At 42.1% G+C, this 17,105-nt stretch carries 16 protein-coding genes and 1 other annotated feature; of the genes, 3 read left to right on the plus strand and 13 right to left on the minus strand.

The window, feature by feature from the left end; all coding sequences use genetic code 11:
* Positions 1-184: 184 nt before the first annotated feature.
* Together AC3E8G_RS09600 and AC3E8G_RS09605 are read left to right on the plus strand one after the other, a co-directional pair.
* Positions 185-634 (plus strand): NUDIX hydrolase, encoded by a 450-nt coding sequence (locus AC3E8G_RS09600; protein WP_490677609.1) that lies wholly within the window; start codon positions 185-187, stop codon positions 632-634.
* 67 nt (positions 635-701) lie between these two features.
* Positions 702-1,001 (plus strand): DUF1827 family protein, encoded by a 300-nt coding sequence (locus AC3E8G_RS09605; protein ID WP_125329687.1) that lies wholly within the window; start codon positions 702-704, stop codon positions 999-1,001.
* 104 nt (positions 1,002-1,105) lie between these two features.
* Here AC3E8G_RS09605 and ileS read toward each other — a convergent pair whose 3' ends face one another.
* The 13 genes from ileS to typA form a co-directional block, all read right to left on the minus strand.
* Positions 1,106-3,898, minus strand: coding sequence for an isoleucine--tRNA ligase (ileS, locus tag AC3E8G_RS09610; RefSeq protein WP_414279720.1), 2,793 nt, complete (start codon positions 3,896-3,898; stop codon positions 1,106-1,108).
* 51 nt (positions 3,899-3,949) lie between these two features.
* Positions 3,950-4,166 (minus strand) — a binding site (T-box leader).
* Positions 4,157-5,026 carry a DivIVA domain-containing protein gene (locus AC3E8G_RS09615; RefSeq protein ID WP_233332134.1) on the minus strand — a complete coding sequence of 290 codons (870 nt, stop codon included), beginning with the start codon at positions 5,024-5,026 and terminating at the stop codon, positions 4,157-4,159. (Overlaps the previous feature by 10 nt.)
* 9 nt (positions 5,027-5,035) lie before the next feature.
* Positions 5,036-5,824 carry a YlmH family RNA-binding protein gene (locus tag AC3E8G_RS09620; RefSeq protein WP_490677610.1) on the minus strand — a complete coding sequence of 263 codons (789 nt, stop codon included), beginning with the start codon at positions 5,822-5,824 and terminating at the stop codon, positions 5,036-5,038.
* Complete coding sequence (locus AC3E8G_RS09625) at positions 5,821-6,081, minus strand: YggT family protein (protein ID WP_006596781.1); 261 nt, start codon at positions 6,079-6,081, stop codon at positions 5,821-5,823. Before AC3E8G_RS09625 ends, AC3E8G_RS09620 begins: the two co-directional genes overlap by 4 nt.
* A 1-nt stretch (position 6,082) precedes the next feature.
* The gene (sepF, locus tag AC3E8G_RS09630; protein WP_490677611.1) at positions 6,083-6,712 is read right to left on the minus strand and encodes a cell division protein SepF; all 630 of its coding nucleotides are present in this window, start codon (positions 6,710-6,712) and stop codon (positions 6,083-6,085) included.
* Positions 6,713-6,721: 9 nt separating this feature from the next.
* Positions 6,722-7,390, minus strand: coding sequence for a YggS family pyridoxal phosphate-dependent enzyme (locus tag AC3E8G_RS09635; RefSeq protein ID WP_154858733.1), 669 nt, complete (start codon positions 7,388-7,390; stop codon positions 6,722-6,724).
* 2 nt (positions 7,391-7,392) lie between these two features.
* The gene (ftsZ, locus tag AC3E8G_RS09640; RefSeq protein ID WP_233332125.1) at positions 7,393-8,670 is read right to left on the minus strand and encodes a cell division protein FtsZ; all 1,278 of its coding nucleotides are present in this window, start codon (positions 8,668-8,670) and stop codon (positions 7,393-7,395) included.
* Between the two features lie 15 nt (positions 8,671-8,685).
* Complete coding sequence (gene ftsA / locus AC3E8G_RS09645; protein ID WP_490677612.1) at positions 8,686-10,038, minus strand: cell division protein FtsA; 1,353 nt, start codon at positions 10,036-10,038, stop codon at positions 8,686-8,688.
* A 141-nt stretch (positions 10,039-10,179) separates the two neighbouring features.
* A complete protein-coding gene (locus AC3E8G_RS09650; protein ID WP_490677613.1) occupies positions 10,180-11,397 on the minus strand; it encodes a cell division protein FtsQ/DivIB in 1,218 nt (405 codons plus the stop codon).
* Positions 11,394-12,464, minus strand: coding sequence for a UDP-N-acetylglucosamine--N-acetylmuramyl-(pentapeptide) pyrophosphoryl-undecaprenol N-acetylglucosamine transferase (locus tag AC3E8G_RS09655; RefSeq protein ID WP_490677614.1), 1,071 nt, complete (start codon positions 12,462-12,464; stop codon positions 11,394-11,396). Before AC3E8G_RS09655 ends, AC3E8G_RS09650 begins: the two co-directional genes overlap by 4 nt.
* A gap of 1 nt (position 12,465) precedes the next feature.
* The gene (gene murD / locus AC3E8G_RS09660) at positions 12,466-13,818 is read right to left on the minus strand and encodes a UDP-N-acetylmuramoyl-L-alanine--D-glutamate ligase (RefSeq protein ID WP_490677615.1); all 1,353 of its coding nucleotides are present in this window, start codon (positions 13,816-13,818) and stop codon (positions 12,466-12,468) included.
* A 182-nt stretch (positions 13,819-14,000) separates the two neighbouring features.
* Positions 14,001-14,267: a DUF3165 family protein gene (locus AC3E8G_RS09665; RefSeq protein ID WP_023026447.1), complete on the minus strand. Its 267-nt coding sequence runs from the start codon at positions 14,265-14,267 to the stop codon at positions 14,001-14,003.
* A gap of 22 nt (positions 14,268-14,289) precedes the next feature.
* Entirely contained in the window at positions 14,290-16,137 is a 1,848-nt protein-coding gene (gene typA / locus AC3E8G_RS09670) for a translational GTPase TypA (RefSeq protein WP_061563670.1), read from the minus strand.
* A 237-nt stretch (positions 16,138-16,374) separates the two neighbouring features.
* Here typA and AC3E8G_RS09675 point away from each other — a divergent pair, with 237 nt between their 5' ends.
* On the plus strand, positions 16,375-17,100 hold the full coding sequence (locus AC3E8G_RS09675; RefSeq protein ID WP_490677616.1) for a 16S rRNA pseudouridine(516) synthase: 726 nt from the start codon (positions 16,375-16,377) through the stop codon (positions 17,098-17,100).
* Positions 17,101-17,105: the final 5 nt, after the last annotated feature.

Genomic DNA, 17,105 nt, shown 5'->3' on the forward strand with positions numbered 1-17,105 from the left:
GAGTGGGCTCTACTACGCTGATTTCATCAGCTTTTACAGCCCTACTCAACTGTGCGGAGGTGGAACGACGAAATCGAATTCTAACGAATTACCGATTTCTGTCCCACTCTCTTATTTTGATCTCCTACTGCTTTTTATGTTTATCTATGTTATAATGATAAAAAAATAAGAAGCGAGTATCATTATGACTGTTGCAACTTTTGGAACTAAAGAAGAAAATGTAGACTATGTCAATCGTTATGGAGTCTACGCTGTGATTCCAAACCCTGAAAAGAATAAAATCATCCTGGTCCAAGCTCCAAATGGGGCTTGGTTCCTACCAGGTGGTGAGATCGAGGCAGGAGAAGATCATTTCTTGGCACTCGAGCGCGAACTGATCGAAGAGCTGGGATTCACTGCGACCATCGGCGAGTATTATGGACAAGCAGATGAGTACTTCTACTCCAGTCACCGTGACACCCACTACTACAATCCTGCTTATATCTATGAAGTAACTGACTTTGTAGAAGCTCAAAAGCCACTAGAGGATTTCAATAACATTGCCTGGTTCCCCATTGACGAAGCCATTGAAAAGTTAAAAAGAGGAAGCCATAAATGGGGAATCAAAATGTGGAAATCTGCCCAAAAATTGTAAGCGACTTCTTTCACAAAATAAAAAAAAGTGCTATAATAAATGGAGAAAGAGCTTAGGAGGATCTCACATGAAGCTTATGAATACAACAAATAGTCATGCTAATTTGGTCAAAAGTCAATTAGAAAGTACCGATGCTACCCTTGTTGAGGTCTATTCAGCTGGTAACACCGATGTTATCTTTACCAAAGCTCCTACTCATTACGAATTGCTGATTAGTAACAAACACCGTGCCATTCGTGAAACAGAAGTTGAAAAAATTCGTGAGTTCTTTTTAAAACGCAAGATTGATCTCAAAATCATCGACCAATCTACTATTAAAACCCTCTACTCCGATAAACTGATCGAAATTTCTTTCCCAATTATTTAGTAAGGCCATTCCGCCTTACTTTTTTATTGCCCTGACGATGGACACGATACATCATTCTAGCCACCAAAAAAGAAGTTCCTTTATGGAACTTCTTTTGATATCTTTTATTTGGCTTCAAAACCTTCTGCAACTGCGTCTGCAAAGTTTTCTTCTACAATGCTTGCACAGTGATCACAGATGGTTGCATGGTAGTGGCGTTCTGCAGTTGTTGGGTCGATACGACGGCAACGGTCACAAACTTCACCAGTAGCCCGTTCAACTGTGAAGGCTACATCTTCAAAGGCCACTGCACCTTCTGGAGCTGGTCCTTCTGCGATAGTTAATTCAGAGACAATCAAGAGTTGGGCAACATTGCTATCAACAGCTCCAAGAAGAGTTTTCACCACTTCGTTTGGATAAACGGTCAAGTGAGCTTCAAGAGATTTACCGATGACTTTTTCATTACGCGCTTCTTCCAAGGCTTTTTGCGCTTGGCCACGGAAGTCCATAAAGGCTGACCAAGTATCCAAGATTTCTTCTTGGTTGGCAAATGTTTGAGCTTCTGGCAATTCTGACAATTGAACAAAATCTTCGGCTTCAAACTCAAGATATGACCAGATTTCTTCCGCAGTGTGAGGAAGGATTGGGGTCAAGAGTTTGGTGATTTTCACAAGGATGTCATAGAAGACAGTTTGCATTTGACGGCGTTCGAGTGATTTAGCACCTTCAATGTAAACAACGTCTTTAGCAAAATCAAGGTAGAAGGCAGACAAATCAACATTGATAAAGTTCACCAAGGCCTTGTAAATTGTCAAGAATTCAAAGTCTGCATAAGCATCACGAATGGTCTTGACAAGTTGGTTAAAGCGGATGGTCATGTACTTATCAACTGAACGAAGTTCTTCGTAAGCTACTGCATCCTCAGCTGGGTTAAAGTCAGAAGTGTTAGCAATCAAGAAACGAAGAGTGTTACGGATCTTGCGGTAAGTTTCAGAAACTTGGCTCAAGATATCCATAGAGATACGCACGTCGTTGCTTGAGTCTACACTGGTTACCCAGAGACGCAAGATTTCCGCACCAAATTGTTTTTCAACATCGCTTGGAGCAATGGTGTTGCCAAGAGATTTAGACATCTTCTCACCTTTACCATCCAAAGCAAAACCTTGTGACAAGATTTGTTTGTATGGTGCGACACCATGGTTGGCTACAGATGTGATGAGTGATGAGTTGAACCAACCACGGTATTGGTCTGAACCTTCTAGATAAAGGTCGGCTGGGTATTTGAGTTCTGGACGGTTCACTACCACCCCATTCCATGATGAACCTGAGTCGAACCATACATCCATGATGTCTGTTTCTTTCTTGAACTCACCATTTGGTGAACCTGGATGGGTAAATCCTTCTGGCAAGAGGTCTTTGGCATCCCGTTCCCACCAGATGATGGAACCATGTTCTTCAAAGAGTTGAGCGACATGCTCGATGGTTTCAGCTGTCATGATTGGTGTACCATCTTCAGCGTAGAAGATTGGGAGTGGGACACCCCAAGCACGTTGACGAGAGATAACCCAGTCACCACGGTCACGAATCATATTGTACAGACGGACTTTACCCCACTCTGAGTGGAACTTGACTTTTTCAATTTCATCCAAGATTTCTTGACGGAATTTAGATACAGAAGCAAACCATTGAGGCACAGCACGCCAGATGATTGGTTTTTTCGTACGCCAGTCAAATGGGTAAGAGTGAGAAATTTCTTCTTGAGCAAGAAGGAGGCTACCTAGTTTTTCAATAACTGTTGGCACAACCTTGTCGTAGAATTGACCTTCGAATTCCTCACCAGCATTGGCCATCATGATCCCGCGTTCGTTGACAGTTACAGCAACTTCTAGACCATTAGCAACACCGACATTGTAGTCATCCTCACCAAAACCAGGGGCAGTATGGACGATACCAGTACCGGAATCTGTTGTAACGTGGTCACCGAGGATAACAAGTTCATCTACGGCCGTATCCCATGGGTGTTCTGTCACGATGTGGTTCAATTCTTGACCACGGTAAGTAGCCAACACTTGAACATCCGCCCAACCGAATTTCTCAGATAAGCTGTTCAACAATTCTGAAGCGACCACAAATTTACGAGATTCGCCAGCTGGTTGCACCAAGACATAATCAATATCAGCACCAACTGTCAACCCGCGAGAAGCTGTGATGGTAAATGGAGTTGTTGTCCAAACAACGATGTAAGTATCTGTATCAAGGACACCTTTTCCATCTTTGACCTTGTTGGCATAGTAAAGGGAAGTTGAAACCAAGTCATGGTATTCAATTTCCGCTTCAGCAAGGGCTGACTCTGATGACCATGACCAGTAAACTGGCTTAGCTCCACGGTAGATGTAGCCTTTGTTAGCCATCTCGCCGAAGACACGGATTTGCGCCGCTTCATAATCAGGCGTCAAAGTTACATAAGGATTTTCCCAGTCACCTGAAACACCCAAACGTTTGAAGTCTTCGCGCTGTTTATCTACTTGAGAAAGGGCGTAGTCGCGGCAAAGTTTCAAGTACTCAACCAAGTCCATTTCTTTGCGTTTGACACCTTGTTTAGCCAAGACTTGCTCGATTGGCAAACCGTGTGTATCCCAACCTGGGATGTACGGTGCATAAAAACCTGACATAGACTTAGAACGAACAATGATATCTTTTGAAATCTTGTTCATAGCATGTCCTACGTGGATATTTCCGTTGGCATAGGGAGGGCCATCATGCAAGGTGAAATGTGGTTTTCCTTGGTTCAATTCTTGACGACGTTGATAAAGCTTTGCTTCTTCCCATTCTTTTTGCCAAACTGGTTCTTTTGTAGGCAAACCAGCCCGCATAGGGAACTCTGTTTTCCCTAAATTTAAAGTCTCTTTGAGTTTCATGGTGTCTCCTCTAAAAAATAATCATACAAAATAAAAGACCACGACCTCGCCAAAAAGGACGACAAGTCGTGGTACCACCTTCATTCAAGAAAGAGAATCCTCTCTTTCTCCTCTTTTGTCGCTAACGCTGACCAGCGTTAGTGGTTACTCATTTCACCACTAAGATTTGTAAAAGGATCAATCCTATCAAAGGAAGTACAGGTCTTCCACCATCACCTGCTCGCTAAAACTATTTGATAAGATCACTGTTTTTACAGATTATAAAATTGAAACAGATTCCCGTTGTTCTTCCCCTTCTGGTGCATCAATATCAGCAACTTCTGGAGCATCAATGTCAGCAACTAGAGGAGTTTCTACAACAATTTCATCAATAGAATCTTGATCTACCTGATTTTTTTCTGCTTCTTCCAAAGCTTCTTGAACTTTTTCATTCAATCCTTCAAAAGCTTGAGTCGCAGACAATTCACGGTTTACAGCTTCAATATGTTTTTGCAATTCTTCAATTTCTGCGCGTGAGAATTGACGAGTCAAATCAATTGCTTCATCATCGTAGTTATGATGAACTGTTTCTTCCAAAGCTTTTTCGACTACTTCACGGAAAGCTTCATCACTTGTTTGAATATACATAGCAGTTGGGCGAAGAATTTCATCCCATTCTGGTGTATCAATGATGCTCAATTGGCTTTCGATAGTTGATTTCAAACGTTGGTGGAAGACACGCGTCTTATTCTTCAATTCTTCCGTTTCTACGGCAACTTTCTTGGCATTGTCTGTAGCATGACGAAGAATTTCATTTGCTTTTGCTTTTGCTTCTTCAACTAAATGGTGAGCATCTTGCTCCGCTTGACGAACGATTGTTTCTGAGCGTTCATTTGCCGCATGTTTCACACGTTCTGCTGTATCTTGAGCGATCAATACTGATTGACTCAAAGAGTCTTTCATTTCGTCAAAGTAGTTCAAGCGCTCTTCCAACGCACTAATTTTTGTTTCCAATTCATGATTTTCACGAACTAATTTTTCATAGTCTCGGTAGACCATGTCTTGAAACTCTTCAACTTCTTTAGCATCGTAGCCTCTAAATTTTACATAAAAGCGTTTATCTTTGATTTCTAAAGCTGTAAGTGCCATAGTTCCTCCTTATTTTCTACTGGAAAATACTTCAACCGTTAATTTGTATTTTCCACTTTTTGATAGGCCATTTTCTGATAGTATTTTAAATCGGCCATACTTTCGAACACTAATTAAATCTGCTACTTGGATCATCCGACTAGGATTATCAATAGTGGCATAGTTTACCTTTACCTGGCCCGACTGAACCAATTGAACAGCTACAGACCGAGCAAGTTTAAAGGTAGAAGCTACTAGTTTATCAAGTCGAACACTAGTAACCAATAGGTCTTTGAGTTTGGATGGTTCGTCTACGGTGATAGGTTCTCGACAGTCAATCTCACGAATCTTCACAGATGCTTTTGCGATCTTCTTAAGATTCTCTTTAAAATAAGAGGAGAAACGTTTATCCACATAGATATGAATCTTCCCTTGTCCAACTAGAATATCACCAAAAGACTTTCTTTCTATGCCTAATTGATGGAGAAGCGAACCCAAAACTTGAGAGTGACTTAACCGATAAAACTTATCCGGATAAAGAACTTCTAACAGGCTCATTTCAAAATCAGATGCCTCTAACTGATAGTAGCTAGGAGCCACAATCACTCGTGCATATTCTGTAGGATAGATTTCTGCACTTGAAAACACCTGCAAACCATGGTGGGCACCAATTTGTCGTAAAATATCAACCTGATGTGGATTTAAAAAGGAAGTCAGTTCAAAACTATACTGTTGCTCCACTCGAGCTACTAATTCTAGAACTCGATCGATAAAGACGTGGTCTTCTGGACTATAGTGTTGATAAAATCCCTTGGTCATATAAATTGCACCAAAAATTGAAGGACAAACCGTTCCACTACGGATAGAGCAAGTAAGGCAAACATGACTGTAAAGTCTAACCCACCAAATTGCAAAGGAATCTTTCTAAATAGGCTCAAAAATGGTTCGACGATCCGTTGAACCATTTTAGCTAAAGCCGATTCTGATGCATTTGGAAACCAACTAAGCAAAGCATAGATGATTAGTACTAGCTCAAAAACCTGAAAGAAATTTCTAACTAATTGTAGGACAAACATATTAACGATTTCGTTTCATATCAAAGTCGTACTCAGCAACTTCGACATCATTTGGAAGGCGAATATCTTCAATATTCACAACGACATTGATTGGTGTTAATAAGTACATAGTACTTGCAACACGACGTAGATTCCCGGCTAATACATAGCGAGCACCATCCAAATAATCCAAACATCTTCTTGCTTGAACTTCTGTCATGTATTGGAAGTCAATAAGAATACTTTCGTTTGCCAACAACAAGTCGACAATTTCAGTTGCTTCTTCGTATTTACGAGGATAGCGAACATCAATTGTAATCTTTTCATCTGCAGCAGAACGATTTCTTGCCAACTCTTGTTGACGTTGATGAAGTCGAGTAATATTTTCAGAAGATGATTTTTGAGATGAAGCTGATTCAACCACTGCTGTAGGAGCTACTTGTGGACGACTTGCTGCAACAGGAGTAGGTTTCTGCTCCTTAGCAGCTACCACAGCTTTTTGACGTGGTTTTGATGATGGTTGTACTGGTTTAGGGGATGCTACAGGTTGGCTAGCACCGACTGCTTGAGCAGGCGCTTCTTGCACATCATACTCATCTCCATCTTCAGTAAAATAATCAATCAATCGATCAAATCTATCTTTAAATGACATAATTCTTTCCTATTTGAAAAATGAGGTCCCAATTCGCACAAAAGTCGCACCGTTAGCAATCGCCACATCATAATCACGACTCATTCCCATGCTTAACTCTGTAAAGGGCATATTTTTCAACTGTTTCTTTTGTAATTCTTTTTGAAGTTGGTGAGTTGCTGCAAATATGGCTTGCAACTCGTCCTGACTTGCCTCAAAAGGAGCCATCGTCATTAATCCAACAATTTGTAGGTTATCCAAGCCTTCTAGTTCAGGAAGAATCGCATCGAGCTCTTCAGGAGCAAATCCATGCTTGCTTTCCTCTCCAGAAATATTGACTTGTATAAAACATTTAATTGGGTGACTCGCCCTTTTTTGAATTTCTTGGGCAAGCTTCATAGAATCTAAAGCATGGAAGTAATCTACAAAGTTGATAACTTCTTTTACTTTACGACGTTGGAGACTACCGATCAAATGCCAGGTAAGTCCCTCATCTTTTAGAGCTTGGTATTTTTCTAGAAATTTATCAACACGGTTTTCACCGATATGACAGACTCCTGTATCAACCAAAGCCTTAGCTTGGTCGATACCGACATACTTAGTAACAGCAATCACATTGACCTGATCCGTGCGGTTTGCTGTTTCCATTGCTTGTGCAACCTGCGAGAATATTCGCTCTTTATTTTCAATCAGATTCATTCTTAACGATTACGGAAAAATGGTGGTGTTTCCAACTCATCATCTTCTGAAGAAGAATCTACATAGCGTTCAACTTGACGACCAGCACTAGTATCAGACTGACGTACAATGTTTTCACGACGAATGTCCCAATCTCCAAACGCAGATCCACGAGGTGTTTCTTGTTTGGCACGTGATTGAGGAGTAGGCATTTCGATTTCTTCCTTCAAATCGAATTCGCGATCGAATTGTGGAGTTTGTGGACGTTGTTCACGAGGTCCAGTTTGGTAATAACGTGCTGAACTTGGTGCATGAGATGCAATTCCACTAACTTTTTCAACTTTGTCCTGACGAACACCAGTTGCGACAACCGTTACGCGGATTTCATCTTTCATTGATTCATCAATAGATGTACCGAGCCAAATGTTTACGCCATGACCAGCTGCTTGGTTAACAATTTCAGAAGCTTCTTCTGCTTCAATCAAGGTCATATCCAAACCACCAGTAACGTTGACGATCACATCTTCAGCACCGTCAATGGTTGTTTCAAGGAGTGGTGAGTAGATAGCTTTACGAGCAGCTTCAATGACACGCTCTTCACCATTACCTACACCAATACCCATCAAGGCATTTCCTTTGTTTTCCATAACGGTCTTCACGTCAGCGAAGTCAAGGTTAATCAAGCCTGGGCTTGTGATCAAGTCAGTGATCCCTTGAACCCCTTGGCGAAGGACATTATCTGCTTCGCTCAATGCTTCAAGAAGTGGCGTTTTCTTATCTACAATTTCTAACAAGTTGTTGTTAGAAATGATCAACAAAGTATCAACATGCTCGCGAAGTTCATTGATCCCTTCGATCGCAAAGTTTCCGCGTTTTGTTCCTTCAAATCCGAAAGGACGAGTTACAACGGCTACTGTCAAAGCACCAACAGCTTTGGCAATACGAGCGATGACTGGTGCAGCACCTGTACCAGATCCTCCACCCATCCCTGCAGTGATGAAGACCATGTCTGCACCTTGCAAAGCTTCTGTCAATACTTCTTCACTTTCTTCTGCGGCTTTACGACCAACCTCAGGTTGACCTCCAGCACCCAAACCACGAGTCAACTTAGGACCCAATTGGATAACTGTTTCTGCTTTTGCACTTGAAAGTGCTTGTACGTCTGTGTTTGCTGCGATGAATTCTACACCAGCAACTCCTTCGTCAATCATGCGGTTGATGGCATTACCGCCACCGCCACCGACACCGATTACTTTAATAACTGCACCTTGTGCCGCTGCTGTGTCAAATGAAAATGTCATAAATACTTACACTCCTTAATCAAACATATTACCGATTAAATTCTTCATTCGGTCTGTAAAGGTAGTTTTTTCTTCTTGTTTTTGCTCTTCAACTGGATGTTGTTGCTCGACGTTTACTACAGGCTCAATTTCTTCCGGTACATATGCTGGAACAACTGGTTGCTGTACTGGTCGTTCAAACTGAACTGGTTGCTGACGAAGACGTTGATCTCCATGTACAGCAGCCTGAGCAAGAATATCTACATCTGTGAGATTTCCAGCATATTCAGACAAGCTAATCACGTGGGCAAAAGCTGGATTGCGGATTCCAATTTGATTTGGAACATACAATTTCACATTTACACCAAAGACTTCTTGTGCCAAGTCTTCAATACCAGGGAGAATAGCGCCACCACCAATGATGACAATTCCTCCAGGCAAATCAAGCAAATGTCTTCTTTCAAGATCTTGTTTGATTTGGTCAAAGATGTGTTCGATCCGAGCTGAAATAATTTCTGCCAAATATTTTTCAGATACTTGGACAGGTTCTACTTCCCCAATCACCTCAACATGGAAGACTTCGTCGCCAACTGATGGAACATAAGCTTCTCCATAATTGAACTTCAAGCCTTCTGCTAATTTTTGAGAAGTCTTCAACACTTTAGAAATATCTTTAGTAACGTAATCGCCACCTTCTTGATAGATATTTGTAAATTGAAGTTCTTGATTCCGAACAGAAGCTACTGTCGTTTGTCCTCCACCTAAATCAATGACGGTCGCACCAAACTCACGTTCTCCTTCGTTCAATACAGACTTAATCATTGCAAGTGGTGAAATAATGATGTTTTCAACTTGCAAACCAGCACGTTCAACTGTTTTCCGTAAATTATGGAGGACAGTTCTAGGACCAGTATACAAGAGACCACGCATTTCCAAACGGATTCCCATCATTCCACGTGGATCGCGGATTCCTTGGAAACCGTCAACTGTGAACTCTTCTGGAATAAAGGTAATGACTTCACGGTCTGGAGTCATACTCTTTGTCAAAGCAGATCTGACAACATTTTCAACATCTGCATCCGTAATTTCTTTTGAATCACTGGTTACAGGAATCATTCCTTGAGTTGCTTCAATTTGAAGAAGGTTCGCTGGCAACCCAACGTTCACAAGATTGATTGAAATTCCTGCTTTTTCTTCTGCTTGGCTTACTGCACTTTTAATCGCATTAGAAGCAGCCTCAATATCAACAATAATTCCATCTTTGACGCCAGCACTTTTTGCATTGCTGACTCCAATTACATTCATTTCTCCATTGACATGTTCTGCCACCAATACTTTTATTGAACTAGTACCGATATCTAAACCTGTAAAAAAGCCGTTTCTAGCCATTACACCAGTCCTCTCTCTTTTGTTTTCCTATACGTCAATTAATAGCTCCATTTTAGTTAGAACTATCCAAATTTCATTATAACACAAAAATGCCCATAGTGGGCATATTTTCTTTATTTATTTCAGATAATTTATGAGGGTTTACTCAGCGGGAACTTCTTCGTGTTGCTCGGTTACGGCTGCACTCTCATCAGAATCTGTCGAGTTAGCATCAGCTTCTTCTTTTTTGTTCCCTTCCCCTTCTTCTTTTTCTTTCTTTTCCTGAGCTAAAGTAGCCATTGTTTCTGCATTGTAACTATATATCCCTGCTTCCATATCAATGACACTGTCATCTTCAATCAGCTTGCGAATTTGATGGTAATAAGGCAATTTACGCTTGATCTGAGATACAGGCACTAGGACCTTAGTGCCATCCTTCATGGTCAGCGTCACTAAATCCTTCGTCACCTTGCTCGGTGTCAAGTCCACTGACTCAATTTCATCGCGCACAGAAGATGGTATTTTCCCCAGTTGTTTGACGAATTGTCGGACCAATTCTCGATCAGAAAAACGAACGGCTAGATAAGCTTTAGGAAGCTGATCCGCAGCAACTGGCGTCTCTACCACTTCCCCATTCTCTAAAATGGGATAGTGATCTTCCTCCGTCACATAGTAACCAAAGACCTGGTATTCCTCCACCTGAACCTTAAACGTCGTAGGGAATGCATAAGTCATCGAAATATCTTTGACCCATGGACTCGCCGCCTTCATATTGGCAAGATAGCGATCCCGATTCAAAAAGGTTGTCAGGGTATAATCCCGATCTTGGATCTGACTCTTTTCAAACAACAAGGTCTGATCCGCATTTTTATTCCCTGAAAATTCGATAATTTTTTGCTTAGCTAAGGGCGTTAAAAGATAGGCAGAAAAGAGAGCAATCAGGGTACTGATCACCAAAACTGGAATAGCTCTGTAGATGTGACGTCTCGCAATTCGGCCTTCCTTTTTGGCCTTCTTCGCTAGTTCCTCTTCTTCGAACCTATCTTCTGAAGGCTCTGTTAGGTAGATGATTTTTTCTTCTTCATCCTCTTCGTCTATTTCGTCAGGAAGAGTTTCTTGCACTTCCTCCTCAGCTACATTAGCTACATTCTCATCTTCCTCTACTTCTGCAGACTTGCCATCTTGCCCATCTGCATCTGGATCTTCAGAGAGAGCGTTTTGATTCAGAAGTTCCTGTCTTTCCTTCTCTTCTTGTGCCTTCTTTTCTTTTTCTTCTTGCTCTTCTAATTGTTTTTTCTTTTGATACTCCTGGTTTCGTCTCTGCCATTCAGAGAGCTTGGTTACTTCCTTAGGAGTTTTTTGGTTCTTCTTATCCGTCATTTTTTCCTTTTATTAATTTCTTGATGGACTAGACTGTAAAATTCATCCAAGGAAAGCAATTCATTCGAAGCCTTCATCGCTTGATGATAGCTTTCTGCACCTTGGAACAGTTTATCCATCGTTTCTTGCAACCGATCCATGCTCAAATCTGGCTCAGCGATGGTTTCTGCATAGCCTTTTTCCACAAAATATTGAGCATTTTCAATCTGATCTCCCCGACTAGCCTCTTTCCCTAGGGGAACGATGATATGGAGCTTATCCATGGCCAGGAGTTCAAAAATCGTATTGGCACCACCACGGGTCACTACTAGGTCTGCCTTTTGGAGCAAAGGAAGATAGTGATCCGTCACGTAATCCACGCGATAAAGATGAGGTGCTTGTTCATTCAAGGAAGAGTCCCCTGTCAAATTAATGACATTGTAGCTTGCCAACAAGGCTTCTCGATGATTTGTGACAAACTCATTGAACACTCGCGCGCCAGCAGAGCCACCCACAAAGAGGAGGGTTGGCAACTGTGGATCAAATTGAGCAAATACTGCTTCCAATTCTTGTGGGATTGGAAGGGCTTCCTGATGAACCTTGGTCACAGCTCCCACATGTTGGGCTTTCACTAGGCTTTTCGGCTGTTCAAAGGTTGTGAACATTTTTGTCGCAAACTTATAGGCAATTTTATTGGCCAAGCCCATGGAACGGTCGGATTCATGGACCAATACAGGAACAAAACAGAGTCGTGCAGCCACTACCGGAGGAACAGAAACGAAGCCTCCTTTAGAAAACAAAACCTGTGGCCGTACACGAAGCATGATCCAAATTGATTGGAGAATTCCCCAGAAGACCTTGAAGATATCCAACATATTTTGCCAAGAGAAATAACGGCGCAACTTACCCGTCGCAATCGAATGGAAATGGATGTCCAAACCAGACTTCAAAATCTCTTGGTGTTCAATCCCTTTCTTGTCTCCAATATAATGAACTTCCCAACCATCCTCGATGAAGCGAGGGATGAGGAGAAGGTTCAAGGTCACATGCCCAACTGTACCTCCCCCTGTAAATACTATTTTTTTCATATTATTTTTTCAACTCTTCTACTGTTTTAAGGAACTCATCGCCTCGCACTTCAAAATTCGCGTACATATCCCAGCTGGCATTGGCTGGACTAAGCAAGATGATATCACCCGACTCTGCTAATTCAAAGGCTTTGCGCGTTGCATCTGCCACATCCGCCGCATCTAGATAGGCAACACCCGCTTGATCCGCTGCTCGTTTCACCCGTTCAGCAGACTCTCCAAGGATGACCATCTTTTTAAGACCAGTAATATCTGGCACCAATTCATCAAACTCATTGCCTCGGTCCAAGCCACCAGCGATCAAGATGACATGAGCGTTATCAAAGCCAGACAAGGCTTTTTGGGTTGCTAAGATGTTGGTAGACTTACTATCATTGTAGAATTTCACCCCTTCAATCTCAGCTACATACTGCAAGCGGTGCTTCACCCCGCCAAAGGCTGATAAGGTTTCTTGGATAGTTTGATTGTCAACACCACGAAGTTTGGCCACTGCAATGGTAGCTAAAGCATTTTCTACATTGTGGCTGCCTGGTACTCCGATTTGGTCTGCTCGCATAACGGCTTCACCTCGGAAGTAAAGGACACCATCCTCTAAATATGCTCCGTCTACCTTTTCTTGGGTTGAAAATGGCACCACAGTAGCCTCTGTTTGCTGAGCCAAGTCTTTGGCTAGATCTTGGTTAAAGTTTAGTACCACAAAATCCTTGGCAGTCATATTCTTTTGAATCGCCCATTTTGCAGCTACATAGCCTTCGAAAGATCCATGGTAATCCAAGTGGGTCGGCATCAGATTGGTAATGACTGCGATTTCTGGGTGAAAGGCTTCAATCCCCATCAATTGGAAAGAAGATAATTCCATTACCAATGTGTCTTTCGCTGTCGCTGTTTGAGCGACTTGACTAGCAGGAAAACCAATATTTCCAGACAAGAGACCGTTTTGTCCAGCGGCAGTTAATACTTCTCCAATCATGGTAGTGGTGGTTGTTTTTCCGTTTGAACCAGTGATTCCGATGATGGGCGCTTCTGAAACGAGGTAGGCCAATTCAACTTCGGTCAAAACAGGGATGCCTTTTTCAAGGGCTCGTTCAACCATAGGATTCGTGTAAGGAATTCCAGGGTTCTTCACCATCACTGCAAAGTCTTCATCCAAGAGTTCCAGTGGATGTCCTCCTGTCACAACTTTGATTCCTTCTTCCAGCAAGCTTTGGGCTGCAGGATTTTCTTCAAAGGCTTTGCCATCATTCACCGTTACGATAGCTCCTAGGCGATCGAGTAGTCGTGCTGCAGATTCTCCAGACTTAGCCAATCCTAAAACAAGGACTTTTTTATTTTTAAATGTTTCAATGACGTTCATAGCTTTTTTCTCTCCAATTTGTTCACCTTCTATTTTACCCTTTTTTAGACAAATTAAAAAGCCTTAAGACAGCAAAAGAAGCAACACGTATAAAAATGATCGCTTCAGCATCTTTTATAAAAAAAGAGTCGCCATGATTTTATATCACAACAACTCTATTTTATGGAGACAAGCTCTCCAGTTTATTCTGATTTATCCAAGCGTTTAGAAGACTTGGTCGGCAATCGCGAAATATCAACGAGGGCCAGGTAGCCTACAAAAGCAAGGAAGGCACCCACAAAAAATTCTGAAGGCAATTGGAAAATTTGGAAAATCGCTAAGCAAAGGAGGATGACCAAAGAGACTAATAATACGACCAGGGTTACTACATTCAGAGTTCCTCTAATGCTCTTTGGAGCTGCAAAAAGGTAAAAAAGGAGGATCAAAATACCTATAATTAAATAAACCATTTTGTCACTCCTTTCTTATTTCTTATTCAGCTGCAGCTGATTTTTTCTTTTTGTTTGCTTTTTCGCGTTCTGCCTTATTCAAGATTTGTTTACGTAGACGGATTGATTCCGGTGTTACTTCCATGTATTCATCATCGTTCAAGAACTCAAGTGATTCTTCAAGCGTTAAGATACGAGGAGTCTTAATAACCGCTGTTTGGTCCTTGGTAGCGGAACGAACGTTGGTCATTTGTTTAGCCTTGGTGATATTAACAGTCAAGTCATTTTCACGAGAGTTTTCACCGATAATCATTCCTTCGTAAACCTCAGTACCTGGGTTGACAAAGATAGTACCACGTTCTTCGATAGACATGATAGAGTAGGTTGTTGCCTTACCAGCATCGATAGAAACAAGGGCACCACGGTGACGACCGCCAATTTCACCTGGAATCAATGGCAAGTATTGGTCGAAGGTATGGTTCATGATCCCGTATCCACGAGTCATTGACAAGAATTCAGTTGAATATCCAATCAAACCACGCGCAGGAACTAGGAAGACCAAACGAGTTTGACCATTACCTGTTGCAATCATATCCAACATTTCACCCTTACGTTCAGAAAGGCTTTGGATGACAGACCCTTGGTATTCTTCCGGAGTATCGATTTGCACACGCTCAAACGGCTCGCACTTCACACCATCAATTTCTTTTACGATAACTTCTGGACGAGATACTTGAAGCTCATAACCTTCACGGCGCATGGTTTCAATCAGGATTGACAAGTGCAATTCCCCGCGTCCTGAAACGGTCCATTTATCTGGTGAGTCCGTTGGATCTACACGAAGAGATACGTCTGTTTGCAACTCAGCTTGCAAACGTTCTTCAACCTTACGAGAAGTCACCCATTTCCCTTCGCGACCAGCAAATGGTGAGTTGTTGACCAAGAAGGTCATTTGAAGTGTTGGTTCATCGATGTGAAGAACTGGAAGAGCTTCAACTGCATCTGTTGGAGTAATGGTTTCCCCAACGAAGATGTCTTCCATACCTGATACGGCAATCAAGTCACCAGCCTTGGCTTCTTGGATTTCACGACGTTCCAAACCAAAGAAACCGAAGAGTTTTGTGACACGGAAGTTCTTGGTTGTACCATCAAGTTTAGAAAGGGTAACTTGGTCTCCAACCTTGACTGTCCCACGGAAGACACGTCCGATACCGATACGACCAACGAAATCATTGTAGTCCAAGAGTGACACTTGGAATTGAAGGGGCTCATCTGAGTTATCAACTGGAGCTGGGATGTGGTCGATAATGGTGTCAAAGATTGGCGCCATGGTCTTTTCTTGATCTGCTGGATCATCTGACAAGGAAGATGTTCCGTTGATCGCTGACGCATAAACAACTGGGAAGTCAAGTTGGTCATCATCCGCACCAAGCTCGATGAAGAGTTCCAAGACTTCGTCTACTACTTCTGCTGGACGAGCAGATGGCTTATCGATTTTGTTAACTACAACGATCGGCACAAGGTCTTGTTCCAAGGCTTTTTTCAATACGAAACGAGTCTGTGGCATGGTTCCTTCGTAGGCATCTACTACCAAAACAACACCGTCAACCATTTTCATGATCCGCTCAACTTCTCCACCGAAGTCCGCGTGTCCTGGTGTGTCCATGATGTTGATACGAGTTCCGTTGTAGGCAACGGCTGTATTTTTCGCAAGGATGGTGATTCCACGCTCTTTTTCGATATCGTTTGAGTCCATTGCACGCTCTGCCAACTCTGTACGTGCGTCAAGAGTTTCAGATTGTTTCAACAATTCGTCAACGAGGGTTGTTTTACCGTGGTCGACGTGGGCGATAATCGCGATATTACGGATATCTTCTCTTAATTTTGTCATGATTTCCTCTATTGTATTCAAAAATTTATTTTCTAACTGAACGATTATACCACAATTTTAAGCAAATGGCATAACTCAGACAAGTGTAAATGTTTTCATGCTTTCTTTCGAAAATCTTCTTTCTCATTCCCACTCCTAACCACTCTATTCATGAAAATCTTTCACCTCTTTATCTCTTTTCTTCATCCTTTTTCCGAATACTTGTGATTCTCTCCATTTCATGCTATCCTGTCTTTTATGAGATTAGATCAATTACTGGCCCACTACCAAATTCCCCGCAAAGAAATCAAACAGAGCCTAGCCAAAAGGCAGATCCTTGTCGACGGACTTGCTGCAACAAAATTATCCCAAAATGTCGATACAGGTCTCCAAGAAGTTCGCTGGAAGGATCGGATCCTTACCGACTGTTCCCATCACTATTTTCTTCTTCATAAACCCCAAGGACTAGTGACGGCTACCAAGGATGCCCAACATCCTACAGTGTTGGATCTACTCCGAGCAGAAGACCGGACCCCCAATACCTATCCTATCGGTCGACTGGATCGGGATACGACCGGCCTCCTCCTACTCACAGACAATGGACCTCTAGGTTTCCAACTCCTTCATCCCCAATACCATATCGAAAAAGAATACGCGGTAACAGTCAACGGTCCTCTTGAACCCGCTCATATAGAGGAATTTCAAGAAGGAATCACCTTCTTAGACGGGACAACATGCAAGCCCGCCAAACTAAAAATCCTTAACTCCAGTCCTAAAGAAAGCCAGGCCCTGGTCACCCTGTCTGAAGGGAAATTTCATCAGGTGAAAAAGATGTTTCTCTCTGTCGGTGTCAAGGTAACTAGCCTAAAGCGAATCAAATTTGGAGATTTTTTATTAGACCCCGACTTAACAACAGGTGATTACCGCCCCTTGAACCAAGAGGAATTGAAAATCATTAAAAACTACTTAGAAAAAAGTGGATAAAACAA

The organism is Streptococcus sp. SCPM-O-B-15294 (M123), assembly GCF_058200455.1.